General features: G+C 60.1%; 25 protein-coding genes and 1 pseudogene. 16 read left to right on the forward strand and 10 right to left on the reverse strand.

Features of this window, described 5'->3' with window-relative positions:
- Window positions 1-13 precede the first annotated feature (13 nt).
- Window positions 14-907: a LysR substrate-binding domain-containing protein gene (locus M2366_RS11815; RefSeq protein ID WP_259236906.1), complete on the reverse strand. Its 894-nt coding sequence runs from the start codon at window positions 905-907 to the stop codon at window positions 14-16.
- A gap of 90 nt (window positions 908-997) precedes the next feature.
- On the opposite strand from M2366_RS11815, the gene M2366_RS11820 reads away from it, so the two are divergent.
- Window positions 998-1,858 carry a DMT family transporter gene (locus M2366_RS11820; RefSeq protein WP_259269824.1) on the forward strand — a complete coding sequence of 287 codons (861 nt, stop codon included), beginning with the start codon at window positions 998-1,000 and terminating at the stop codon, window positions 1,856-1,858.
- Window positions 1,859-1,870: 12 nt separating this feature from the next.
- Here the strand turns inward: M2366_RS11820 and M2366_RS11825 are convergent, their stop codons facing one another.
- On the reverse strand, window positions 1,871-2,452 hold the full coding sequence (locus tag M2366_RS11825) for a uracil-DNA glycosylase family protein (RefSeq protein WP_224432934.1): 582 nt from the start codon (window positions 2,450-2,452) through the stop codon (window positions 1,871-1,873).
- Between the two features lie 149 nt (window positions 2,453-2,601).
- Here M2366_RS11825 and rarD point away from each other — a divergent pair, with 149 nt between their 5' ends.
- Both rarD and M2366_RS11835 read left to right on the forward strand, forming a co-directional pair.
- Window positions 2,602-3,486, forward strand: a complete 885-nt coding sequence (rarD, locus tag M2366_RS11830) for an EamA family transporter RarD (protein WP_259269825.1) — start codon at window positions 2,602-2,604, stop codon at window positions 3,484-3,486.
- Between the two features lie 219 nt (window positions 3,487-3,705).
- Window positions 3,706-4,044 carry a GIY-YIG nuclease family protein gene (locus M2366_RS11835; protein ID WP_259269892.1) on the forward strand — a complete coding sequence of 113 codons (339 nt, stop codon included), beginning with the start codon at window positions 3,706-3,708 and terminating at the stop codon, window positions 4,042-4,044.
- A 151-nt stretch (window positions 4,045-4,195) separates the two neighbouring features.
- On the opposite strand, the gene pspG is transcribed toward M2366_RS11835, so the two are convergent.
- The 4 genes from pspG to M2366_RS11855 form a co-directional block, all read right to left on the reverse strand.
- A complete protein-coding gene (gene pspG, locus M2366_RS11840; RefSeq protein ID WP_042041668.1) occupies window positions 4,196-4,420 on the reverse strand; it encodes an envelope stress response protein PspG in 225 nt (74 codons plus the stop codon).
- 46 nt (window positions 4,421-4,466) lie between these two features.
- Window positions 4,467-4,673: a PspC domain-containing protein gene (locus M2366_RS11845; protein WP_224432001.1), complete on the reverse strand. Its 207-nt coding sequence runs from the start codon at window positions 4,671-4,673 to the stop codon at window positions 4,467-4,469.
- A 2-nt stretch (window positions 4,674-4,675) separates the two neighbouring features.
- The gene (gene pspA / locus M2366_RS11850) at window positions 4,676-5,338 is read right to left on the reverse strand and encodes a phage shock protein PspA (RefSeq protein WP_224432000.1); all 663 of its coding nucleotides are present in this window, start codon (window positions 5,336-5,338) and stop codon (window positions 4,676-4,678) included.
- Between the two features lie 227 nt (window positions 5,339-5,565).
- A complete protein-coding gene (locus M2366_RS11855; RefSeq protein WP_259269826.1) occupies window positions 5,566-6,294 on the reverse strand; it encodes a 1-acylglycerol-3-phosphate O-acyltransferase in 729 nt (242 codons plus the stop codon).
- Between the two features lie 242 nt (window positions 6,295-6,536).
- Here M2366_RS11855 and M2366_RS11860 point away from each other — a divergent pair, with 242 nt between their 5' ends.
- The 6 genes and pseudogenes from M2366_RS11860 to M2366_RS11885 all read left to right on the forward strand — a co-directional run bounded on the left by M2366_RS11860 (window position 6,537) and on the right by M2366_RS11885 (window position 10,608).
- Window positions 6,537-6,902, forward strand: coding sequence for a hypothetical protein (locus M2366_RS11860; protein WP_259269827.1), 366 nt, complete (start codon window positions 6,537-6,539; stop codon window positions 6,900-6,902).
- Between the two features lie 51 nt (window positions 6,903-6,953).
- Complete coding sequence (locus M2366_RS11865; protein ID WP_259269828.1) at window positions 6,954-9,011, forward strand: protein-disulfide reductase DsbD; 2,058 nt, start codon at window positions 6,954-6,956, stop codon at window positions 9,009-9,011.
- Window positions 9,012-9,021: 10 nt separating this feature from the next.
- Window positions 9,022-9,750, forward strand: coding sequence for a DsbA family protein (locus M2366_RS11870; RefSeq protein ID WP_259269829.1), 729 nt, complete (start codon window positions 9,022-9,024; stop codon window positions 9,748-9,750).
- Complete coding sequence (locus M2366_RS11875; protein ID WP_259269830.1) at window positions 9,750-9,914, forward strand: copper resistance protein; 165 nt, start codon at window positions 9,750-9,752, stop codon at window positions 9,912-9,914. The genes M2366_RS11870 and M2366_RS11875 overlap by 1 nt, the downstream gene beginning before the upstream one ends.
- Window positions 9,915-9,928: 14 nt before the next feature.
- A pseudogene (locus tag M2366_RS11880) lies at window positions 9,929-10,078 on the forward strand (copper resistance protein); the annotation flags it as partial.
- An 8-nt stretch (window positions 10,079-10,086) separates the two neighbouring features.
- A complete protein-coding gene (locus M2366_RS11885) occupies window positions 10,087-10,608 on the forward strand; it encodes a protein disulfide oxidoreductase (RefSeq protein WP_259269831.1) in 522 nt (173 codons plus the stop codon).
- 69 nt (window positions 10,609-10,677) lie between these two features.
- Here the strand turns inward: M2366_RS11885 and M2366_RS11890 are convergent, their stop codons facing one another.
- Window positions 10,678-11,091: a calcium-binding EF-hand protein gene (locus M2366_RS11890; RefSeq protein ID WP_042041680.1), complete on the reverse strand. Its 414-nt coding sequence runs from the start codon at window positions 11,089-11,091 to the stop codon at window positions 10,678-10,680.
- A 345-nt stretch (window positions 11,092-11,436) separates the two neighbouring features.
- Between M2366_RS11890 and M2366_RS11895 the strand changes: the two genes are divergently transcribed.
- The 6 genes from M2366_RS11895 to M2366_RS11920 all read left to right on the forward strand — a co-directional run bounded on the left by M2366_RS11895 (window position 11,437) and on the right by M2366_RS11920 (window position 15,993).
- Window positions 11,437-11,721 (forward strand): J domain-containing protein, encoded by a 285-nt coding sequence (locus M2366_RS11895; RefSeq protein ID WP_042041681.1) that lies wholly within the window; start codon window positions 11,437-11,439, stop codon window positions 11,719-11,721.
- A gap of 6 nt (window positions 11,722-11,727) precedes the next feature.
- Entirely contained in the window at window positions 11,728-12,252 is a 525-nt protein-coding gene (locus M2366_RS11900; protein WP_259269832.1) for a hypothetical protein, read from the forward strand.
- Between the two features lie 23 nt (window positions 12,253-12,275).
- Window positions 12,276-13,037, forward strand: a complete 762-nt coding sequence (locus M2366_RS11905) for a hypothetical protein (RefSeq protein ID WP_259269833.1) — start codon at window positions 12,276-12,278, stop codon at window positions 13,035-13,037.
- 11 nt (window positions 13,038-13,048) lie between these two features.
- Window positions 13,049-13,966, forward strand: a complete 918-nt coding sequence (locus M2366_RS11910) for a hypothetical protein (protein ID WP_224431993.1) — start codon at window positions 13,049-13,051, stop codon at window positions 13,964-13,966.
- A gap of 346 nt (window positions 13,967-14,312) precedes the next feature.
- Complete coding sequence (locus tag M2366_RS11915) at window positions 14,313-14,687, forward strand: hypothetical protein (RefSeq protein ID WP_259269834.1); 375 nt, start codon at window positions 14,313-14,315, stop codon at window positions 14,685-14,687.
- 508 nt (window positions 14,688-15,195) lie between these two features.
- Window positions 15,196-15,993 (forward strand): CPBP family intramembrane glutamic endopeptidase, encoded by a 798-nt coding sequence (locus M2366_RS11920; RefSeq protein ID WP_259269835.1) that lies wholly within the window; start codon window positions 15,196-15,198, stop codon window positions 15,991-15,993.
- Between the two features lie 59 nt (window positions 15,994-16,052).
- Here M2366_RS11920 and M2366_RS11925 read toward each other — a convergent pair whose 3' ends face one another.
- Window positions 16,053-16,322 (reverse strand): hypothetical protein, encoded by a 270-nt coding sequence (locus tag M2366_RS11925; protein ID WP_259269836.1) that lies wholly within the window; start codon window positions 16,320-16,322, stop codon window positions 16,053-16,055.
- Between the two features lie 651 nt (window positions 16,323-16,973).
- Here M2366_RS11925 and M2366_RS11930 point away from each other — a divergent pair.
- Complete coding sequence (locus M2366_RS11930; RefSeq protein WP_198135256.1) at window positions 16,974-17,543, forward strand: GrpB family protein; 570 nt, start codon at window positions 16,974-16,976, stop codon at window positions 17,541-17,543.
- A gap of 175 nt (window positions 17,544-17,718) precedes the next feature.
- On the opposite strand, the gene parC is transcribed toward M2366_RS11930, so the two are convergent.
- On the reverse strand, window positions 17,719-20,010 hold the full coding sequence (gene parC / locus M2366_RS11935; protein ID WP_259269837.1) for a DNA topoisomerase IV subunit A: 2,292 nt from the start codon (window positions 20,008-20,010) through the stop codon (window positions 17,719-17,721).
- Window positions 20,011-20,166: 156 nt separating this feature from the next.
- Window positions 20,167-22,062, reverse strand: a complete 1,896-nt coding sequence (parE, locus tag M2366_RS11940; protein WP_259269838.1) for a DNA topoisomerase IV subunit B — start codon at window positions 22,060-22,062, stop codon at window positions 20,167-20,169.
- Between the last annotated feature and the right edge of the window lie 11 nt (window positions 22,063-22,073).

Consider the following 22,073-nt stretch of genomic DNA (forward strand, 5'->3'; position numbering starts at 1 on the left):
TTCGCACCGCTGATTAAGGCGATGGCAGGCTCTGACAGGTTTCCAGCAGCAGCCATTGGCGCAGGCGGCTGATGGCGGGCTCATGGGCCCGCCCTCGTTTGCAGGTGAAGTAGAAGGCATCCCCCGTCTCCAGCTGATGCACCGGCAGGCGCACCAGCTGGGGATCATCCGGCCGTACCATGTAGTCATTGACGAAGGTGACGCCCTGATCCCAGGCCGCCGCCTCCATGGCCAGCAACACATGGCTGAAGTGATGCATCCGCACCCCCTCCGGCACCCTCATGCCGCCCGCTTCGGCCCAACGCTGCCAATCCTCCCCTCGTGACTTGTAGATGGACTGCACAGACAGCAGCGGCAACTGCCAGATGGCGCCGGGCCACTCCCCTTCCACCTGCTGCAACAGCCGACGGCTGCACACCGGGAAGAGCCGTTCCTGATAGATGAGATCATGGCTATAGCCGCGCCCATTGGGGCAGACAGTAATGAAGCAATCGGCCACCCGATCGGAGAGTTCGGGATCCTCGGCCACCATCTCCAGGCTGAGATCCAGCTCGGGGTAGAGCTGGCGCAGCCCGGCCAGCCTGGGGATCAGCCACTTGACCGCGAAGGAGCTGTAGACGGCGAGTCGCAGCTGCATTTGGGCTCCGCCCCTGAGCTGGGCGCTACTCTGGGCTATCTGGCCAAGCCCGGCGGCGATGCCCTCAAAATAGATCTCGCCTTGCAGCGTCAGGGACAAGAGCCGCCCCTGGCGCAGCAGCAGTCGCTCGCCGAGAAAGTCTTCCAGCAGGCGGATCTGATGGCTGACGGCACTCTGGCTGACATTGAGCTCGAGGGCAGCGCGGGAGAAGCTGAGCAGGCGGGCAACCACCTCGAAATATTGCACGGCACGCAGCGGGGGGAGCTTCATTATCTATAAATCTCATAGATGGTGATTATTTATCATTTTACCCAATAGTCAGCCCACCGCTACCCTGATCCCATCAAGTCAGGAGGTGGTATGAATTCAGTATCGGCAGGCATGCTCTATTTGGTCCTCGGCAACCTCATCGCCGTCTTCTCCGACGTCCTGGTCAAGGTGCTGGATCCTGATCAGCCCATCTTCCAATTCGTCCTCTTTCGTCAGCTCTCGGCGGCGCTGCTGCTCGCCCCCTGGTTGCTCTGGTCCTGGCGTCGCCACCCGCCGGTCGCCCTCAAATGGCACCTGCTCCGTGCCCACATCTGGGCGGGGGGTGTCTGCCTCATGGTGATAGCCCTGACCCAGTTGCCGCTGGCCACCGCCAATGCCCTCTTCTACGCGGCCCCCCTGTTGATGGTGCCCCTCGCGGTCTGGATCGCGGGGGAAGCCATGTCCCGGCAAAAAGTATTGACCGCCTTGATGGGGTTCATCGGCGTGCTGATAGTGCTGCGCCCGACCGAAGTGAATTGGGCCGCATTGGCGGCGCTCGGGGTGGCGCTCTCCCTGGCCCTCAACAACCTGTTGATCAAGCGTCTGCCCCTGCAGCAACCCATAGCCCAGACCCTGTTCTTCACCAATGTGTTGAGCATGCCCATCATCTTCGCCCTGGCCTGCTGGGATCCCGCCCCCTGGCAGTGGCAACTGATCTGGCCCGCGTTTGGATCTTCGGCGCTGATCATGGTCTATGCGGGTCTGTGCGTGCTGGCCTATCGCAAGGCGGAGGCGAGCAAGATTGCCTCCGCCGAATACACTGGCCTGCTGGCCGCTGTGGTCATCGGCGCCTGGTTATTCGACGAGCAGCCCGGCCTGCCCCTGCTGGTTGGCTGCCTGTGCATCATCATCCCCTTGGCTGCCATGGCGCGAAAGAGCAAAGTCAGCCCCCTGGCGGAGCCTGTCAGCTAGGGGAAACGAGCGTCAGGGAAAGAGGGCCTGGATGCGGGTGCGCAGCTCGGGCACCACCTCGGTCTCGAACCAGGGATTCTTGCGCAACCAGAGGGTGTTGCGCGGAGAGGGATGGGGCAGCGGCAACCAGGCCTCCCCATAGTCACGCCAGTGTTGCACCGTCTCGGTCAGAGTGCCATGGCGGGCCTTACCGAGGTAACGCTGCTGGGCATATTGGCCGATGAGCAGGGTCAGCTCGACATGGGGCATCAGCATCAGCACCTTGTCGTGCCAGGTGGGGGCGCATTCGGGACGAGGAGGCAGATCCCCCGACTTGCCACGCCCCGGGTAACAGAGGCCCATGGGCATGATGGCTACCCTCTTTTCATCATAGAAATCGGCGGGGGCCAGCCCGAGCCAATCCCGCAGCCGCTCGCCGGAGGGGTCGTCCCAGGGGATGCCGCTGGCATGCACTCGTGTGCCGGGGGCCTGTCCTATGATGAGCAACCGGGCCTGTTCGCTCCCCCGGATCACGGGGTTGGGCCCCAGGGGCAGATGCGCCTCGCACAGGCGGCAGGCGCGGATCTGTTCAAATAGCGCGTCGAGTCGGTTCATGACCCCATGATATCAGCTGCTGGCAGGGGGCGCAGCCATGGTGCCAGCGCCCCTCTCGCCCACATCTTTTGTCCTGGTTGCCCCTTGCCGCCCCGCTAGAGGCAGCCTATCATGCGGCCCAGATTGTTTAGTTTAATAAACGGAAGAGAATGAAAAGCTGGATGGGGACGGGCTGTGCGGCCCTGTCGTTCGCACTCTGGGGCCTGCTGCCCCTCTATTACCAGTTCATGCCCGAGGTCAACATGTGGGAGCTGCTCTCCCACAGGGTGCTCTGGTCCGTGGTGCTGCTCGCCCTGCTGTTTAGCCTGCTCGGCCAGCGGCTGCCCTGGGGAAGATTGCGCCAGGAACCCCGCCAGCTCGGTCTGATCCTGCTGGCCGGTCCCATCATGTCCGTCAGCTGGTGCATGTTTACCTGGTGCCTGACCACCGGTCAGGTACTGGCCACCAGCCTCGCCTTCTTCATGACCCCGCTATTCAACATCGCCTTCGCCGTGATCTTTCTCGGTGAGCGGCTCACTCCCCAGAAGCACCTGGCGGTTGCCCTGGCGCTGGCAGGGCTGGCCTACATGCTGTTCTCCTACGGTCAGCTGCCCTGGTTTTCCCTCATCATGGGGGCCAACTTTGCCCTCTATGGCCTGCTCAAGAAGAAGGTGCACTATGAGGCGAGCACCAGCCTCTATCTCGAATCCCTGGTGCAACTGCCCCTGGCCCTGCTGTGCATCGGCTGGCTGGTCTGGCAGGGCCAGGGCACCTTCATTCAGGGAGACTGGGGAGATCGCCTGCTGCTGATGGGCAGCGCTCCTGCCACCCTGGTGCCGGTTGGCCTGTTCTGCTATGCGGTGCTGCGCACCCGCATGAGCACCGTGGGTCTGCTGCAATACATTGAGCCGACCCTTGCCTTCCTGCTTGCCATCTTATGGTTCCAGGAGCAGCCAGACCCCGTGAAGATGGTGGGCTTCGCCTTCGTCTGGGCGGGTCTGCTGATCAGCCTGCTGCCCCTGCACAGGTTGAACCGCAAGGCCCATGCCCCTTGAGCGGCGGCCTGCTCTGCCATGGAACCCTTGCTCCCTGAGGGTGCGCTGCGATAATGCCCTCACCCAGAGCCATGACGCTGTTCGAGAGCAGAGTACAAGATGAGTGAACGCCTCCCGTTTGAACCAGACAGCGCCGCTGATGAAGCGGTCTGCGTGACCAGGGGACATCCATCTGCCGATGGCGCCCCCCCAGGGGCGAGTGCCATCTGGTTTATCTATATGGTGCGCACCCGCAGCGGCAGCCTCTACACAGGGATCAGCACAGATCCTGATCGCCGCCTGACCCAGCATCAACGCGGGACAGGGGCACGGGCGCTGCGCGGCAAAGGCCCCCTCATCCTGGCCTGGCGACAAGAGGTCGGGGAGCGCGGCGCGGCCCTGCGTCTCGAATACCGGCTCAAGCAGCAGAACAAGGCCATCAAGGAGCAACTGATCCTGCACCCCGAACACTGGCATGCCTTGAGCCAGCAGTGGCTGCTCACCTCGCCCAGTGCAACCCGACGGGAAGACAAGCGAGAACCCGATGCCGCGCTCACACCGGATGGATTGCCATCATAAGAAAGGCCACCGCTATCGGTGGCCAGAGAAGGAGAGCTGTCACTGGCGGGGCACGCTTAGCCAGTGACGGTCAACCATGTATCCTGAGTGCTCTGCGCCAGGCATTGTCATCCAGGGCGTCTCTGCCCCATCGCCCTTCGCAAACCAGGCCTCAACGGTAATGATTGGGGCGGCTGGTGCGACGCCGATTGCCCAGCAACCAGTAGACCACCAGCCCCAGCAATATCCAGGGCGCCAGCTTGAACACCAGGCCTATCATGCCTGCCAGGGCCCCGAAAATCATGAAGACCCCGCTCACCACCACCATGGCCAGCACGGTGAACCCGGCCATGGCCATCACGACAAGCACCGCCAGCAACACCAGAAATTCCAACATATTTACTCCTCGCAGCCGGGCTGCTCTTCATGGGGTATGGGCGGGGTCAATCCAGCCAGCGCTTCAGTTCATGGCGCGGTGGCATCAGCAGCACCGCCAACAGGTAGGCTGCCAAGGCAAATGGCGGCAGCAGGATCAGGGCAAGCAGCGCCACTATCCGCACCGTCACTCTGGAGAGCCCCAACCGATTGGCAATGCCGGCGCAGACCCCGGTCAACTTGCGATGTGCCAGGTCTTTCGGCCAGGGCGTCATGATTAGACCTCCACCTTCTGGCCTTTCAGACGCGCCAGCTCACGCTCTATCTCGTCATTGAGTTCCAGCTCGCGAAATTGCGCTTCCAGAGACGGATTCTGACCCAGGGTCGCTGCTTCAAGCTGGGCTTCCAGCTGATCGACCCGGCCCTGCACGCCGTCGAAACGAGCCATCAGTTCATGCATGCGGCTATGGTCGATCTGCGCACGGGCGCGGATCCGGCTGTGGGCCGTCTGCTCGCGCAGGACCAGCAACTTCTGTCTCTCCCGCGCCTCGGTCAGCTTGGCCCCCAGCCGCTCGCTGTCGCCATTGAGCTGGGCCAGCACCTCGGCCAGACGCCCCTGATCCAGTTCGAGTTGCGCCAGTCGCTTGCCTTCCGCCAGCTTCTCGCCAAGGGCGGCACGGGCCAGGTCTTCACGGCCCTTGCCAATGGCCAGTTCGGCCTTGGCAGCCCAGCCCTGCATCTGCTGACTCAGGGCACTCTGCTGGCGTTCCAGCTGTTTCTGTTCGGCAATGAGACGGGCGGCCTGGGTGCGCATCTCAATTTGCACCTGCTCCATCTCTTCGATCATGAGCCGGATCATCTTCTCGGGCTCTTCGCTCTTGTCGAGCAGGCTGTGCAGGTTGGCGTTGATGATGTCGCTGAGGCGGCTAAATACACTCATGGTCTGGCTCCTTGTCATGGGATGGGCCTGGGCCCCTGGTTTCAGTTTCTCGTGCCATCAGTGTTACAAGAGCCGTGCCAGAATATTTTTTCGTTAACTTACAATCAGATATGGGATTAAGATCCGAAAACCAAACCATGGGTTAGCGTTTTTAACCAAAAAAGATGGCGAAAATCACCAATAAAAAAGGGAGCCAGTGGCTCCCTTTTTTACACCCTGAACCTTCATCAGGCGGCGCGATCCCGCTCGATGGCGGCATCCAGCTCGGCCAACTTGGCGCTCATCTGCTCGCGGCACTGTTCGGACAGCTCGCGGATCCCGGCGGCACCATGCTCCTTGCTGCACAGGGGCGGCAGCATCTCGAGGCGCACCTCGCCATTGTCCCAGCGGTTGAGATCGATCTGGCCGAAGTAGCTGGAACAGACGATGGGCACCACTGGCACCTCGGCCTGCACGGCTGTGTGGAAGGCGCCCGCCTTGAACGGCAGCAGGCCACGGCCCTGGGAGCGCGTGCCCTCGGGGAACATCCAGATGGAGGTGCCACGACCTTTGATGCGATCCACCACCTGACCTATGGTGCCAATGGCGCGGGAGCGGTTGGATCTGTCGATCAGCACATTGCCGGACAGCCAGAAGATGAGACCGAAGAAGGGCAGCCACAGCAGGCTCTTCTTGCCCACCGCCACCACGCCGGGGCGCACGGCGCCAGTCACGGTGAAGATGTCGAAGTTGCTCTGGTGGTTGCAGACATAGACGGCGGGGCCGACGTTTTTCACTTCATCCGGAATGGTCAACTTCACCTTGACGCCGATCAGCGGGCAGACGGCATGGTACATGCGAGCGAAGACGTAGACGTTGTTGGCATGACCGGGGCGCACCAGACAGAGCAGCAGGGCCAGGATGAACCAGACGACAAGTAGCAGGCCAAGCAGCAGAATACGGGCAAATTTGAGCATCGAACACCTCTAGACAAGATTCGGCGCAGTATACTGAGGCCGCTTTGGGTGAACAAGTGTTAGCCAAACAAAACCGGGCCCCGTCTGGGTGACCACATGGCGCTATCACCTTGCTCCCAGCCGCGTTCTCCATGTGGTCTGACACCGTAAAAAAGCCTCTTATGAAGCCAAAATGACCCAACGGCTTGTATCGACAAGAGCGGCCCGTTAGGATGTGGCCCTCTTTAGACGATGGGCCCGGTATGACGCAACCACAGCGCACAGCAACACGACTCCTGCTACTGGTGTGCATACTGCTGCTCAACTGCGCCGCCCAGCCCCTGCTCAAACTGGCCCAACTCGACCAGGCGCTCAGCTGTCAGGCCCTCACGTCCACCGACGAAACGGGCCAGAACCAGGAGAGCCCGCAGCCTAGCAGTTGTGAGCTCAAGGGTAAGTGGCTCAGCGCCACCCAGCTCAATGCCGCCGAGCTTATCTTTTTCGTCGTCGCCCTCATCATTGCCGTTCTGCCCCCCCTGTGGCGCTATAGCCCCCCCCTGCCGCCACCCAGGAATGGCAGAGCCCCCAAACTCCGATTGCACCTCCAGCTCTGCGTGCTGCGCGAATGAGTTATCCGGCATTTTAGACGGATCCCAACTTATTTATTGCGAGACACATCGATGACTAGATTGATCAAGACGGCGCTGCTGCTGATCTGCCTTGGCTGGCAGACGATGGCCGTCGCCGCTGACAGCGGCTGGCTGACCAGCCCGCAAAACGACCACGCCCGAGTCCGGCTGCAAGGGGATTTCAGCCACCCGGCCCAGAGCCGCCTGCTGCTCGAGGTCGAACTCGGATCCGGCTGGAAGAGCTATTGGCGCAGCCCGGGCCAGGGGGGCATCGCCCCCCAGATCCTCTGGCAAGGCCAAGAGCCAACCCAGGTCCAATGGCACTGGCCGACACCGCAGCGCTTCGACGTCGCCGGGCTCAGCACCCAGGGCTATCAGGGGGACGTTCGCTTCCCCATGACCCTGAGTGCGCCGACAGGCAGCACCTTGAGCGGCATACTGCGCCTCTCCACCTGCAGCAACGTCTGCATACTGACCGACTTCCCCTTCCAGCTGGCGCTGGGTGAGGCGGCCCCCGCGGGCTTTGACTTTGCCTATGCCCAGGCCATGAGCAAGTTGCCCCAATCGATGGCGAGCGACATCCGGCTAGAGGCCGGTTACGGCGCCAATGAGCTGCAACTCATTGCCGAGCGGCCCCAGGGCTGGCAGCAGCCGGCCATCTTCCTCGACGGTCAGGCAGAGGCTGAGTTTGGCGAGCCCAAGCTGCAGGTCGAAGGCCAGCGTCTGCTGGCTCGCATCCCGGTCAGCGATGGCTGGCAAGGCAATGCCCCGGATCTCAAAGGCAGGCTGCAGGGCGTGCTGCTGGTCGATGGCGAACAGGCCTGGCAGGGGGAGACCCCCATCAGCGCCCCCCTGGCGCTGCCAGCGGCCGGGCCTGACAGTGGTCACTCGCTACTCTGGCTGGTCGGCATTGCACTGCTCGGGGGCCTCATCCTTAACCTGATGCCCTGCGTGCTGCCGGTACTGGCCCTCAAGTTGGGGTCAGTGCTGCAGCTTGAGACGCGGGAGCGCAGACCCATTCGCCTGCAATTTCTGGCCGCCAGTGCCGGGATCCTGGTCTCCTTCTGGGCATTGGCCCTCATGAGCACCCTGCTGCGCGCCACTCAGGGGGCGGTCGGCTGGGGTATTCAGTTCCAGAGCCTCTGGTTTATCGGCTTCATGGTGGTGGTGACCCTGCTGTTTTGCGCCAACCTGCTGGGATTGTTCGAGTTCCGGCTGCCCAGTCGGCTCAACACCCGGCTCGCGACCACCGGCGACAACAGCCTGGGCGGCCACTTCCTGCAAGGCAGCTTCGCCACCTTGCTGGCAACCCCCTGTTCGGCCCCCTTCCTCGGCACGGCAGTCGCCTTTGCCCTCGGTGCGCCCCTGGCTCAGCTCTGGCTCATCTTTACCGCCCTCGGGCTTGGCATGAGCCTGCCCTGGCTCGCCATCGCGGCCTGGCCACGCCTCGCACTCTGGTTGCCAAAACCCGGCCCCTGGATGGGACGACTGCGCATAGTGCTCGGCCTGATGATGCTGGGATCCAGCCTCTGGCTGCTGAGCCTGCTCTCCGCACACCTCGGCACGCTCACCACCGGCTGGCTGATGGCCGCTGTGCTGCTGATCCTGCTCGTCGCCATCGGCTGGCGCCATGGCATGCGCGGTGTCACCCTGACCCTGGCGCTCTCGACCCTGATTGGCGGTGCCCTGCTGCTCGGCGGCGCCCTCACGGCGCCAAATAACCCTCAAAGGGAGACGGTGCAGTGGCAGCCCCTGTCGGAATCGGCACTGCAACGGGCTTTGGCGGATAACAAGCGGGTCTTTATCGATGTCACCGCCGACTGGTGCGTCACTTGCAAAGCCAATAAATACAACGTCTTGCTACGAGACGAGGTGCAAAGCGCCCTCTCGGCCCCGGACGTGGTTGCCCTGCGCGGTGACTGGACCCGGCCCAACGACAGCCTGGCCGCCTTCCTGCGGGCCCGGGGGGCCGTGGCCGTGCCCTTCAACCAGATCTATGGTCCCGGCCTGCCCAAGGGGGAAGTGCTCTCCCCCCTGCTCGACAAAGCCGACCTGCTCACCACCTTGCACAATGCTGGCCTCATCAAGGCCGGCACCACTCGCTTCTAAGGAAAAGATGATGAAACCTACCCTGATCACCCTGAGTCTGCTCGGCGCCTTGCTCGCCCCCACCCTGCACGCCACCCCCTTCACCCCGGAGCAGGAGGTGCGCATCAAGGAGCTGATCCGCGAGACCCTGGTGGCCAACCCGAAGATCCTCGATGAGGCGGCCGATGCCTGGGAGAAACAGAACACCGCGGATCAAGCCGCCCAGCTTGGCAACATCATCAAGGGCAACCAGCAGGCCCTGTTCATGAGCCCGACCAGCCCGCGCCTGGGGGCCAAAAACCCCAAGCTGACCCTGGTCTCCTTCACCGACTACAACTGCCCCTACTGCAAACAGTTCGATCCGCACCTGACCCGTCTGCTCAAGGAGCATCCGGATCTCGGCCTGGTGATCAAACTGCTGCCCTTCAAGGGGCAAACTTCCGCCAAGGCCGCCCAGTACAGCCTGACCCTCTGGCAGCAGGATCCGGCTCGCTTCCTGCCGCTCCATGAAAAGTTGATGAGCAAGCAGGGCATGCTGACCGAGGCGGACATCAACAAGGCCCTGGCCGCCACCGGCAATGTGGCCCTCAAGCCAGAAGACAAGGCGACCGAGGAGCTGCGCACTAGCCTTCGTCTGGGCACCTTGCTCGGCGTACAGGGCACACCGGCCACCCTGATTGGCAATCAGCTGGTGCCGGGCGCCATCTCCTATGACGAGCTCGAAAACCTGGTCTTGGCCGAGTTGGCCAAGCAAGGCTGATGGTCACGCAATGGGAGCTGCGCTCCGACAGACTTCGTCTGGGCACCTTGCTCGGCGTACAGGGCACACCGGCCACCCTGATTGGCAACCAGCTGGTGCCGGGGGCCATCTCCTATGAAGAGCTCGAAAACCTGGTCTTGGCCGAGTTGGCCAAGCAAGGCTGATGGTCGCACAATGGGAGCTGCGCTCAGACAGCCTTCGTCTGGGCACCTTGCTCGGCGTACAGGGCACACCGGCCACCCTGATTGGCAATCAGCTGGTGCCGGGGGCCATCTCCTATGACGAGCTCGAAAACCTGGTCTTGGCCGAGTTGGCCAAGCAGAGCTAAGGGGACTCATGACTGAGACTAACAACCCGCCCTCACGCTGGCGGCGCTGGGGCAAGGAGGCGCTGTGGCTACTGCTGTTTGCCGTCATCCTCACGACCGCGCTGGATCTCTGGCGCGGGCCGACCCTGCCCGCGGGGAGCCCGCTTCCCGCTCTCACCCTGCAAGATGGCAGCACGGCGGACTTGCAGGCCCTGAGCCGGGACAAGCCGCTGCTGATCTACTACTGGGCGAGCTGGTGCGGGGTGTGCCGCTTCACCACCCCGACGGTGGAGCAGCTGTGGCAAGACGGCGGTAACGTGCTGACGGTGGCGCTGCGCTCGGGCAACGATGAGCAACTGCGCCGCGGCATGGCCAGCAAGGAATTGCGCTTCCCGACCCATAACGACGAGCAGGGCGCACTGGCCGCTCACTGGCAGGTGAGCGTCACCCCCAGCTTTCTGATCCTCAAGGATGGCAAGGTGGTCGGCACTACCACTGGCTGGAGTAGTCGTTGGGGATTGAAGCTGCGGCTGCTGTGGGCCAGCTGGTAATCCAGTCCAATATAAAAAAGCCCGGTGATGAACCGGGCTCTTTTTTTATATCCGTTGGGGACGTGCCGCTTAAGGGGCTGACTGCTGTGCCCGTTTCTGCAAGCTGGCCCTGGTGTCCGCTCGCTCCGCTTCGCTGATCACTCCGTCCCCATTCTTGTCCAGATGGGCGAACAGCTTCTCCTGACGCTGCACAAATTGCGCCTTGGTGGTTTCCCGTCTCGGCTTGATGTTACCCATTCGCTCCGGCACAGCCTTGCCAGCCTGCTTCATCGCCGCCTCCATCTTGGCCAGGGTGGCTTCCTTCTCGGCAACCGAGATCACCCCATCGCCATTTTGATCCTGCCTGGCAAAGCGCTTTTCGGCACTCGCCATAAACTGGGCCTTGCTGATATCCCCCTTGATGAGCGGCTCACCGGGCACGGCATCGGCGGCCACCGCCAGGCTGCTGAGCAGCATCAGGGGCAGAAAGTAGCGTTTCATCATGATGTGGTTTTCCTCATTTGCACTTTTATCTCATCGACCGGGCCAATGATGGCGGGTCGGACGGGGGCGCTGCCATTGAGACGACCTGCGCGATTTGACCCTCGGCCAATGCAAAGGTTCCCGCACCCCGTCACCAGCCCGGTCATCCCCTCTTCGGGTGGCACAAAGGGAGACAAGTGACCAATTTCCGCCCGCGCCAAGTTCATTTGGCCGATCAGATCCTATTCATGGCAGTGCCGCGCTATTTCCGTTAAAATGACGGGTTTTTCGCCGTACCTGGTTTTCTCAGCGACCAGCCAGGGCCAGCATTGTGACTTCTCTGTTGCCAGTGATGCAGGATCTGCCATGAACAACTACTTTCGGGTGCTGGGTGTAAAATCCAACGCCAACGAAAACGACATCAAGAAAGCGTATCGACGACTGTCGAACCAGTATCACCCCGACAAGCTGCTCGGGGCCACCGACGAAGAACAAGCGCGCGCAGCCGTCTTGCTGCAACAGGTGAAGCAGGCCTACGAGGTTCTTTCGGACCCCAAGAAAAAAGCCGCCTTCATCAAAGACTTTAACAACGTCATTGTGACCGACCCGACCTCTGCCATGCAGGAGTTATGGGATCAATTCTATCCCTGAGGCTGTATGAAAAAGACATTGGATCTGGCGCGTATCAAGGCGCTGATGAGTGACGCCAGCGAGAACATCGAATCCTACCGTGATGTGGACCAGCCCAAGGCGCTGGAACAGTTCACCGGCAAGATGAAAGCGCTGCTGCTGGCCGACATGAGCATGCTGGAATTCATGCCCGAATACCTGCCACTGGCCCTCTATGGCCGAGTGCAGTTTTCTGCCCAGGCCAAGCCCGCCTGGCGCAACTGGATTGGCCAAGGGGAGCAGCCCAGCTGGGACGAATTCAAGGTGTCAGTTGCCTTCAACAACGCCGACCTGCCCCTGGTCAAGGCAGTACGCGCCCAGAGCGAAGATACCCTTATCGAAGCCTGCGCCGTGCTCTATCTGCTGGACAACCCCCTGCCCCGTGGCGCCCGCGATGACGACTATGTCATGCCCCGCGATGAGGATGAGGACGAGGGAGAAAACGCCGACGCTGACTATGACGGCAGCGACGAAGAGGGCGAGCAGGATATGTACGACGAAGTGCGTTTCTAATTTGAGGCAACTTGGGGTAAAGAATGAATAGTCTGATTGAAATTGCCGCCATCGAGATCAAAGAACTGGCCGTGATCGAGCCCAAGCAGGCCAGCGAGAGATTCGAGCTGATCGCCATGACAATGTCCGACGATCAGCTGGCCGAAGTCATTGAAAATATTGATATCGTCACCCTGACCCAGATCAACGGCCAGCATGATATCTCCTTCCCGTCCATCATCTCCGAGCTGATGACCCCGGAGCGGATCCGCGACATCGTCTGCCAGCAGCCCCTCTACTGGGAAGAGGCCATCAAGAACAATGCCGAGGAGCTGCAACAGCACACCTTCGATTTTCTCAACTACCTGATCCGCACCCAGGAGAGCGAGTCCAAGCAGCGCGAGATCCTCGAGTGCATCGCCGAGGATCCCGCAGGTCTCTTCTACCTCGCCATCCCCTTCATCGAGTTCTACCGCGGTGAGCAGCTTGATGATGAAGAGGGCATGACGGACCTGCTCCACGCCGAAGAGGAAGATCTGGAAGAGGCACTCTCCTACAGTGACCGCCAGCTGAGCGAGGATGCCCACGACTACTCCCTCGACGATCCCCGCAGCTTGCTGATGCTGATCCGCCAGCAGGCACCCGAGGTGGAGCAGGCCATCAAGGCCCTGCTGCGCAACGAGAACAGCACTTGGGACGGCATCATCAACAAGTTTGCCGCCGAGCTGGTGATGCAGGCCAAAGACAAGAACCAGGTCAGCGACGAGTACAGCGAAGTGGACGACATGTTCAGCTTTCTGGATTAAGGGACGTTTCGATGTCACAGGTAACGCAGCTAATCATTCGCGAGGCCAATCAGGGCCCCTTCCTCAGCCAGGTACTGCGCTTTGGTGCTGACAGTGAACGCTTGAGCCCCCAGCAACTGGCCGCCATCAAGGGTAAGGCGGTGTTGATGAGCCTGAAATTCGCCGACAAGTACTACAACAAGTACAAGATGCATCTGCTCGAACAAGCCGCCCACGACGTGATTGGCGTCATCAGCCTGGGGCTGCAGGAGCTGTCCGGGCGGGACACAGCCCGGGCGCTCGCCCTGCTGCAGGCCCCGGAAGGGCCCATCAAACCGTTCCAGAAAGGCTGGTCCATGCTGATCTCGGTCAGCCCCAAGCAACTGGGCGCCAATAACCTCTTTGGCGATGTGGATGCCCGTCTGCTCGATAAAATATCCAGCCCGCCGGATGTGGAAGAGTGGCAAGGCTGGCAGGAGTACGAGAAGGCGCAGCTGGAACATGACAAGGCCCGCCTGATGGCCCTGATGGACAGCCACTTCTATGCCTACGAGAATGACCACCCCACCCTGGAGGACAAGCTGGCCGAGGCCCTGCTCTACCGCATCCTCTGCGGTCAGGGCAGCGGCGCCGCGCCATTGAAGGTCAAGCAGGATCTCAAGCGCCGCCTGGCCCGGGAAATCGTGCTGCAAGAGCGCTGGTTCGATACCGACTATCTGGCCGCCCAGCTTGAACTGTTGCTGAGCGAACTGCCCAGCGACCTGACCGCAGGGCTGCGTCAGGATCTCAGCCGGGGTTTTGTCCCCAACCTGCTGCACACCTTGGGCTTCGTGCGCCAGTACCAGCAGTTACAGCAAGAGGGGGCTTCGCCGGAGAAGCTCGACAATATCGAGATGCGCGCCGGTCTCAAGCACCCCCTGCTCGGCTGGCCGCTCTACCACGACTTCTGACGGCGACTGCCGCCGCCATGTCATCGTCAAACAACGCCCGGCCCGCCGGGCGTTGTTTTGCCCGTTTGTCAGCGTTGACTCGCAAGAACAGTGAGGCTGCAACAAGATAAGCCATCAGCCGGTCTGCTATGCAGGGCCGCGATCCTGTGAGCCCAGCGCACATACACCGACGCTTCTCTCACAACATGGGACTCTAACCCCGAGCTTTCGCTACGTAGGGTTAGGGCATACTCTCAGAGCCCCTACGTTCGCAGCCCATATTTTCGTAACCCATAGTTTCGCAACCCATATTTTCACAACCCAAGCCCCGCGAGCTCATTCAAGACAACCTCTCAAGGAGAAGAACATGACCCAGGAACGCATCCAGACTCAATATCGCCTCCCCGGCCCCTTTGCCAGTCAAACCGCGTTGAAGCAGGCCATCGCCCAAGCCATCGAGGCCCACAAGCAGGACTTCTTCCCCCTGCTGGAGCGGCTAGTGGATGTGGGGGACACCAGAGTCAACCTGAGCCAGCAGAACCCGCTGCGGGTGCTGAACATCGAACTCGATGAAGATGGCAGCAAGGGGCTGGCCCACCTCAACTACGAGTCCAACTTCGCCGAGAGCTGCCTCATCATCAACGAATATGACCAGCACCAGACCAGCGTGGCCTTTCGCCTGGGAGGGGATGAGCTTGTCTTCGATTTTGAGCTGCCCATCGCCTGGAATTTCAATAACTAAGACTTAACCCCTCTCCCAAAGGGAGAGGGAATAAACCCGCTTTCCACTATCCCAACACCACGTCGGATCCTGCTCCGCAGATGCTGCCTTTACACCCTCTCCCACTCTTGGCATGGAAAGGGGAGAAGGGCCGGGGATAAGGCCATCGCTGTGGGGGCAATCGACACAGAGCAAAAGTTGAATTGTGGGTGACAACCACCCAGTTGTTACTAAATGAACCAGATTGTATTAGGAAAGTGACAGAAAACATTTCATTACAAATTATAAGAGTGGACATCAATTGAGCATTTAACTCTCTTGGTGATATAAGAATATTTTCTATGAAGAAAAATAAATACTTTATAGCTAACTATATGCAAGTAATGCACAAGCTACTGGCTCTCAATTTCTTTGTTACAACCTTGATTATTAAAGTTTAAATGAAGGTGTGAGAGTGACTGACTAGCAATGCCATGCCATCGGATGTGCAGTTGCACCCTGACAACCGAATTAAATATCGAGCGTCACCATGAGCGAATATAAATCTGTGGCCAGAACAACATTGAATGACAGTGATTACTATGGCTTCGAGCGAAAGAGTGCCGGGGACTTCCCTTTTTATCGCCAAGAGCCTCATGCATTATCCACCCGTGGCTGGGTGCTGATCCTGCTTGGCGTGGCGCTGGGTTTTGCCGTGCTGACGGCCCCCATAGCGTTTTATAAAACCACGGCGGGCGGCTTTGTCCCCGCCATCCTGTTTCCTCTCATCCCCCTGGCCGTGCTCGCCATGGTGGCGGGGAAGGCATGGCGATCGCTGTTTCGAACGCCGACGGGGCGGGATCTCCTCTTGATGCTGGCGATTGCCGGCGTCAACATCCTGGTCTCGGTCGCCGTTGCATTGGTACTGCAGCACCTGTTCAAGATGAGTGAAAACCCGGTCAACGCCATGCTGGCAGAGGCCTCCAATACGGCGCGCATCCTCTTTTATGTAAAAACGGCGCCCCAGCTCTTTGGCGAGGAAGTGGTCTCCATACTGCCTTTTCTGGCCATCCTCTGGTTTTGTCACACCAAGCTCAGCCTGAGCCGCAAGTCCGCCATCATCACCGCCTGGCTCTGCACCGCCCTTATCTTCGGGGCCATGCACCTGCCCACTTATGACTGGAATTTTCTGCAATGTTTTCTGGTGATCGGCACGGCCCGCATAGTGCTGCTCAGTGGCTACCTCATCACCAAAAATATCTGGGTATCGACCGGCGCGCACATCATCAACGACTGGCTGCTGTTTACCGTCATGGTGCTGCTGCGTGCTGGCCAGGCTGACATATAAGACCGGCAACAGGCCGGGGCATGATCACAGGAAAGGAGCCTTGCCGGCTCCTTTCGTCATTACCCAGCCCATAGAAAAGGCGAGGCCCTTGCCTTTCCTCTGCCCGCTTCGTGATCATCAGGTGAGTAGTAACGCCACGACCTGCTCAGCTCTGCATAGCCGACCCGGATGCAGAAGGGGGCAAGCTCGTGATTGACCTGCTCCAGGCTGAGGGTCTGGTGGGCATCCTGCTGACACCACTGCACGAACTTGTCGCTGTTGAAGCTGTAGTGATCCCCGTGAAAGGCCCCGTGAGCCTCGATAAGCCCTATGGCTTTCTCCGTTTCCATGTCTGGCCTCCTGGCGCTGTGCTGTTCCCTTCAAGGTTAGCGAGCGGGGGGATGGGCGCGGCCTAATCGGCCATATCCTTGACCTGCGGCAATAGGCAAAGAGGGAGAAAAGGGAGGGTTACCAGCAGGACTGCGGCAGCTGATCTTCACCGGCGTCTGATTCCATTCCGAGAAATCAGCCTACCGCCTTTACAGCCATACGTAGGGTGCAATAAGCGCAGCGCATTGCACCGGCAACATAGGAGCGAACAATAGCGGTGCAATTCACGTTGTTCATTGCACCCTACTTGCTTCTCCCACTTTTTCCATCAACAAGGGAAGAAGGGCTGGGGATGAGGGGGATCAAGCCATCAAGGCAGCAACAATCGGCAAGCCGCAGAGAGTTGAATCAAGTAGGGTCGATTAGCGAAGCGTAATCGGCCACAACGCAGTCTCGTGATTATGGGTATAGAGAGCAGATGAATTACCAGCAGAATGGCGGCAACCTGTTTTCGCGAACGTCTGATTACGCTTCGCTAATCAAACCTACGGCCCTGGCAGGTCTGTGCAATAAGCAGATGTTTGAGAGACATCCAGATTCATATCCGGTACGCTATCGTTATAATTTGTATGGTCTATAGGTATCCGTTTATGGTTAGTCCAAAAGAGATAATGGAGCATTATGTCATTGATCCTCAGGATAGCTATTTTGTTAATGGCGTACCGCCGATTGAGAATGTAGTGGTCGTTGCTTATGATCCTTTGTGGCCGAACATATATTCAACACTGGCATCTAAAATTAAGAATAAATTAGGTTCGCATCTACTAAAAATTGATCATGTGGGTTCTACGGCAGTACCTGGTCTCGCTGCCAAACCCGTTATTGATATTGATCTGACGGTTGCCGATGCTGCTGATGAAAAAACGTATCTATTAGCGCTTGAAAGTCTTGGGTATAGGCTAATCGTTCGTGAACCCCGCTTTCATGGTCATCGTCTTTTTCATTATAATAATCCTAGAGTTAACCTACATGTTTTCACTCGTGACACTCCAGAAACAGTCCGTCACTTGCTTTTTCGAGATTGGCTTAGACAGTCAGAGAAGGACTGCAAACTATATGCTGATGCCAAATTTGAAGCAATAAATGGTTGCAGCTTTGATATTCAAAAATATCACGAAAACAAAAGTAAAGTGGTACACGATATCTATAATAAGATTTTTAATCAGTTAGGATTTATTTGATATTTTGTTTGGCTATATTGTCAAATTTTGAACGTATTAGGTCTACTTCTCGCTCATAGCAGACGGTCTGTTTATACCGCAGAGTTCTACCAGCTCAAGTCTAAATCACACAGCTTAACACCTATTATTTGATTTTTAATGTAGAGAAAGGGCGCTTTCGCGCCCTTTCTATTTATCACGCTTCCTGATTTTCCCCTGCTACCGGCTCGGCACCGGCGGCGGCTTCAATCTCGATGCGATCCACCCGCTGCAAACCGCGGGGCAGCTTGGCGCCGCGGCGGCCGCGCTCGCCGCGGTAGTAGTCCAGATCCGAGGGTTTGAGAGTCAGCTTGCGCTTGCCGGCAAACAGGGTGACATATTGCCCCTGCGGTATGATGGCGGCCATCACCATAAACTCTTCCCGCGCCTTGACCCGCGCCGACGGAATGCTGATCAGCTTGTTGCCCTTGCCCTTGCCGAGCACCGGCAGGGTGCTGAGCGGGAACAGCAGCATGCGCCCCTCGTTGGAGATGGCCATGCAGAGATCGGTTTCCGGCGAGCCGATCTTCTGGGGTGCCATCACCAGGCCCCCTTCCGGCACGCTGAGCAGAGCCTTGCCGTTCTTGTTCTTGCCGATGAGATCGTCATAGGTGCAGACGAAACCATAACCGGCATCGGAACAGATCAGATAGGGTTCACCCTCGTTGCCCATCACCAGATGACGCACCTCTTCCCCGGCCCCCAGCGCAAAGCGGCCGGTGAGCGGCTCCCCCTGACTGCGGGCCGATGGCAGACCATGGGCCTCCAGCGCGTAGGTTCTGCCAAGGCTTGAGAGGAACACCGCCTGCTGGTTGCTGCGCCCACAAGCGTGGGCCAGATAGCCATCCCCCGCCTTGTAGGATAGGCCTTCCACGTCCACGTCGTGGCCCTTGGCGGCCCGCACCCAACCCTTGTCAGAGAGGATGACTGTGACCGGCTCGCTCGGGGTCAGCTCTTTTTCGGTCAGCGCCACGGCGGTGGCACGCTCCACCAGCGGGGTGCGGCGATCGTCGCCGTACTTCTCGGCATCCGCCAGCAGCTCTTTCTTGAGCAGGGTATTGAGGCGGCGCTCCGAGCCCAGCAGCAGCTCCAGCTTGTCACGTTCGATGGCCAGCTCGTCCTGTTCGGCGCGCAGCTTAAACTCTTCCAGCTTGGCCAGATGGCGCAGTTTGAGTTCGAGGATAGCCTCGGCCTGGGTCTCGCTGATGTTGAAGCGCTCCACCATCACCCTGCCCGGCTCATCCTCGGTACGGATGATCTCGATCACCTCGTCGATGTTGAGGTAGGCCACCAGCAAGCCTTCGAGGATGTGCAGGCGGGCCAGCACCTTGTCGAGCCGATACTGCAGACGGCGACGCACCGTCTCGCGGCGGAAGATGATCCACTCGGCGAGGATCATCTTGAGGGTCTTCACCTGAGGTCTGTTGTCCAGCCCCAGGATGTTGAGGTTGACCCGATAGTTCTTCTCCAAGTCCGTGGTGGCGAACAGGTGGGCCATCAGCGCCTCCACGTCCACCCGGTTGGAGCGGGGGATGATCACCAGACGGGTCGGGTTCTCGTGGTCCGATTCGTCGCGCAGGTCGGTGACCATGGGCAGCTTCTTGGCCACCATCTGGGCGGCGATCTGCTCCATGATCTTGGCGCCGGAGGCCTGATGGGGCAGCGCCGTGATGACGATGTCGCCATCCTCCTCGTTCCACACCGCCCGCTGCTTGATGGAGCCCTTGCCGGTCTCGTAGATTTTGCGGATATCATCGCGCGGGGTGATGATCTCGGCATTGGTCGGGTAGTCCGGCCCCTGGATGTGTTGCATCAACACATCCAGCCCCGCATTGGGGTTGTCGAGCAGCTCCACGCAGGCATGGGCCACTTCCCGGGCGTTGTGGGGCGGAATATCGGTCGCCATGCCCACCGCGATGCCGGTGATGCCGTTGAGCAGTATGTGGGGCAGACGAGCCGGCAGCACCAAGGGTTCTTTCATGGTGCCGTCGAAGTTCGGCGTCCACTCCACCGTGCCTTGGCCGAGCTCGGAGAGCAGCAGCTCGGAGAAGCGCGACAAGCGCGCCTCGGTATAACGCATGGCGGCGAAGGATTTGGGATCGTCCGGCGCACCCCAGTTGCCCTGACCGTCCACCAGCGGATAGCGGTAGGAGAAGGGCTGGGCCATCAGCACCATGGCTTCATAACAGGCGCTGTCACCGTGGGGATGGTACTTACCCAGCACGTCACCCACGGTTCGGGCGGACTTCTTGTGCTTGGAGAGCGCGGAGAGCCCCAGCTCGCTCATGGCGTAGATGATGCGCCGCTGCACCGGCTTGAGGCCATCGCCGATATGGGGCAAAGCCCGGTCCATGATGACGTACATGGAGTAGTTCAAGTAAGCCTGCTCGGTGAAGGCGCGCATCGGCTGGCGCTCTACCCCGTCCAGACTGAGCTCTAGATCGCTCATAGATTTGTTCTCTTTCGGTTATAGAGCCGGTTGGCGCTCTACTTCATCCAACAGACTGAGCTCGATAGCATCACTCATAGGATTGTGCTCTTGCTGGGGCGCGCCACCGGGTGGGGCGCCTGAAATTCGGGTCGACTGGCGACGGACACCATTGGCTTAGATGATGGCGAGGTTGCCCTTCTCTTCCAGCCACTCCCGGCGATCTCCGGAGCGCTTCTTGGCCAGCAGCATGTCCATCAGCTGCAGGGTCTCGTCCCCCTCCTCCAGCTCGCCCATGGTGAGCTGCACCAGGCGGCGGGTGTTGGGATCCATGGTGGTTTCCCGCAGCTGTTTCGGGTTCATCTCACCCAGCCCCTTGAATCGGGTCACCATCACCTTGCCCTTCTTCTTCTCGGCCTCGACCCGCTGCAGCACGCCGTTCTTCTCGTCCTCGTCCAGGGCGTAGAACACCTCTTTACCGATATCTATCCGGTAGAGCGGCGGCATGGCCACATAGACGTGGCCCTTGTTGACCAGGGTGCGGAAGTGCCTCACGAACAGGGCGCAGAGCAGGGTGGCGATGTGCAGACCGTCCGAGTCCGCATCCGCGAGGATGCACACCTTGCCGTAGCGCAGGCCACTGAGATCTTCGGAGTCGGGATCGAGGCCGATGGCCACAGAGATGTCGTGCACTTCCTGGGAGGCGAGCACCTGACCGGCTTCGACCTCCCAGGTGTTCAGGATCTTGCCACGCAGGGGCATGATCGCCTGGAATTCTCGATCCCGCGCCTGCTTGGCGCTGCCGCCCGCCGAATCACCCTCCACCAGGAACAGCTCCCCCTGCATGGGATCGGCGCAGTTGCAGTCGGTGAGCTTGCCGGGCAAAGCCGGGCCTTGGGTTATCTTCTTGCGCACCACCGTCTTGGCGGCGCGCAGCCGGCGCTGGGCACTGGAGATACAGATCTCGGCGATCTGCTCCGCCAGCTCGGTGTTGCTGTTCAAATACAAGCTGAACGCATCTTTGACTATCCCGGAGACGAAGGCCGAGCTCTGGCGGGACGAGAGCCGCTCCTTGGTCTGACCGGCAAACTGGGGATCCTGCATCTTGATGGAGAGGATGTAGGCGCAGCGATCCCAGATATCTTCCGGGGTCAGTTTGACCCCGCGCGGCAGCAGGTTTCTGAACTCGCAGAACTCGCGCATGGCGTCGAGCAGCCCCTGGCGCAGGCCGTTGACGTGGGTGCCGCCCTGGGCGGTGGGGATCAGGTTCACATAGGATTCGGCGAGGCACTCGCCCCCTTCCGGCAACCAGCACAGGGCCCAGTCCGCGGCGGATTGATCGGTACTGAACGAGCCGACGAAGGGCTGCTCCGGCAGGCAGGTGAACTGCTTGACCGCATCGATCAGATAATCCTTGAGGCCATCTTCGTAGCACCACTCCAGCTTGATGCCGGTGTTCTTGTCGAGGAACTTGATGGTAAGGCCGGGGCAGAGCACGGCCTTGGCCTTGAGCAGGTGTTCCAGCTTGGAGACCGAGAAGCGCGGCGAGTCGAAATAGCGCGCCTCTGGCCAGAAGCGCACCCGGGTGCCGGTGTTGCGGCGCCCGCAGGTGCCTGTGATGGTGAGCTCCTGCACCTTGTCGCCGCGCTCGAAGGCGATGTCATAGACCTGGCCGTCGCGGCGTACCGTCACCTCGACCCGATCGGAGAGGGCGTTAACGACCGAGATGCCCACCCCGTGCAGACCGCCGGAGAACTGGTAGTTCTTGTTGGAGAACTTGCCCCCCGCGTGCAGCTTGCAGAGGATCAGCTCCACCCCCGAGACCCCCTCCTCCGGATGAATGTCGACCGGCATGCCACGGCCGTCATCGATCACCTCGAGGGACTGGTCTTCAAACAGGGTCACCTCCAGGGTACGGGCGTGGCCCGCCAGCGCCTCATCGACGCTGTTGTCGATGACCTCCTGGCCGAGGTGATTGGGCCGGGTGGTGTCGGTGTACATGCCGGGACGGCGACGCACCGGTTCGAGGCCATTGAGGACCTCAATGGCATCGGCATTGTATTGAGTGGACATGGAGGGCCTTG

Origin of the sequence: Aeromonas sp. BIGb0405, from assembly GCF_024807335.1 — a bacterium.
Classification (GTDB): Bacteria; Pseudomonadota; Gammaproteobacteria; order Enterobacterales; family Aeromonadaceae; genus Aeromonas; species Aeromonas rivuli.

Excerpts from the sequence above, each read along its gene's own strand:
- M2366_RS11815 (WP_259236906.1), bottom strand. The coding sequence starts at position 907 with ATGAAGCTCCCCCCGCTGCGTGCCGTGCAATATTTCGAGGTGGTTGCC.
- M2366_RS11820 (WP_259269824.1), top strand. The coding sequence starts at position 998 with ATGAATTCAGTATCGGCAGGCATGCTCTATTTGGTCCTCGGCAACCTC.
- M2366_RS11825 (WP_224432934.1), bottom strand. The coding sequence starts at position 2,452 with ATGAACCGACTCGACGCGCTATTTGAACAGATCCGCGCCTGCCGCCTG.
- rarD (WP_259269825.1), top strand. The coding sequence starts at position 2,602 with ATGAAAAGCTGGATGGGGACGGGCTGTGCGGCCCTGTCGTTCGCACTC.
- M2366_RS11835 (WP_259269892.1), top strand. The coding sequence starts at position 3,706 with ATGGTGCGCACCCGCAGCGGCAGCCTCTACACAGGGATCAGCACAGAT.
- pspG (WP_042041668.1), bottom strand. The coding sequence starts at position 4,420 with ATGTTGGAATTTCTGGTGTTGCTGGCGGTGCTTGTCGTGATGGCCATG.
- M2366_RS11845 (WP_224432001.1), bottom strand. The coding sequence starts at position 4,673 with ATGACGCCCTGGCCGAAAGACCTGGCACATCGCAAGTTGACCGGGGTC.
- pspA (WP_224432000.1), bottom strand. The coding sequence starts at position 5,338 with ATGAGTGTATTTAGCCGCCTCAGCGACATCATCAACGCCAACCTGCAC.
- M2366_RS11855 (WP_259269826.1), bottom strand. The coding sequence starts at position 6,294 with ATGCTCAAATTTGCCCGTATTCTGCTGCTTGGCCTGCTACTTGTCGTC.
- M2366_RS11860 (WP_259269827.1), top strand. The coding sequence starts at position 6,537 with ATGACGCAACCACAGCGCACAGCAACACGACTCCTGCTACTGGTGTGC.
- M2366_RS11865 (WP_259269828.1), top strand. The coding sequence starts at position 6,954 with ATGACTAGATTGATCAAGACGGCGCTGCTGCTGATCTGCCTTGGCTGG.
- M2366_RS11870 (WP_259269829.1), top strand. The coding sequence starts at position 9,022 with ATGAAACCTACCCTGATCACCCTGAGTCTGCTCGGCGCCTTGCTCGCC.
- M2366_RS11875 (WP_259269830.1), top strand. The coding sequence starts at position 9,750 with ATGGTCACGCAATGGGAGCTGCGCTCCGACAGACTTCGTCTGGGCACC.
- M2366_RS11885 (WP_259269831.1), top strand. The coding sequence starts at position 10,087 with ATGACTGAGACTAACAACCCGCCCTCACGCTGGCGGCGCTGGGGCAAG.
- M2366_RS11890 (WP_042041680.1), bottom strand. The coding sequence starts at position 11,091 with ATGATGAAACGCTACTTTCTGCCCCTGATGCTGCTCAGCAGCCTGGCG.
- M2366_RS11895 (WP_042041681.1), top strand. The coding sequence starts at position 11,437 with ATGAACAACTACTTTCGGGTGCTGGGTGTAAAATCCAACGCCAACGAA.
- M2366_RS11900 (WP_259269832.1), top strand. The coding sequence starts at position 11,728 with ATGAAAAAGACATTGGATCTGGCGCGTATCAAGGCGCTGATGAGTGAC.
- M2366_RS11905 (WP_259269833.1), top strand. The coding sequence starts at position 12,276 with ATGAATAGTCTGATTGAAATTGCCGCCATCGAGATCAAAGAACTGGCC.
- M2366_RS11910 (WP_224431993.1), top strand. The coding sequence starts at position 13,049 with ATGTCACAGGTAACGCAGCTAATCATTCGCGAGGCCAATCAGGGCCCC.
- M2366_RS11915 (WP_259269834.1), top strand. The coding sequence starts at position 14,313 with ATGACCCAGGAACGCATCCAGACTCAATATCGCCTCCCCGGCCCCTTT.
- M2366_RS11920 (WP_259269835.1), top strand. The coding sequence starts at position 15,196 with ATGAGCGAATATAAATCTGTGGCCAGAACAACATTGAATGACAGTGAT.
- M2366_RS11925 (WP_259269836.1), bottom strand. The coding sequence starts at position 16,322 with ATGGAAACGGAGAAAGCCATAGGGCTTATCGAGGCTCACGGGGCCTTT.
- M2366_RS11930 (WP_198135256.1), top strand. The coding sequence starts at position 16,974 with ATGGAGCATTATGTCATTGATCCTCAGGATAGCTATTTTGTTAATGGC.
- parC (WP_259269837.1), bottom strand. The coding sequence starts at position 20,010 with ATGAGCGATCTAGAGCTCAGTCTGGACGGGGTAGAGCGCCAGCCGATG.
- parE (WP_259269838.1), bottom strand. The coding sequence starts at position 22,062 with ATGTCCACTCAATACAATGCCGATGCCATTGAGGTCCTCAATGGCCTC.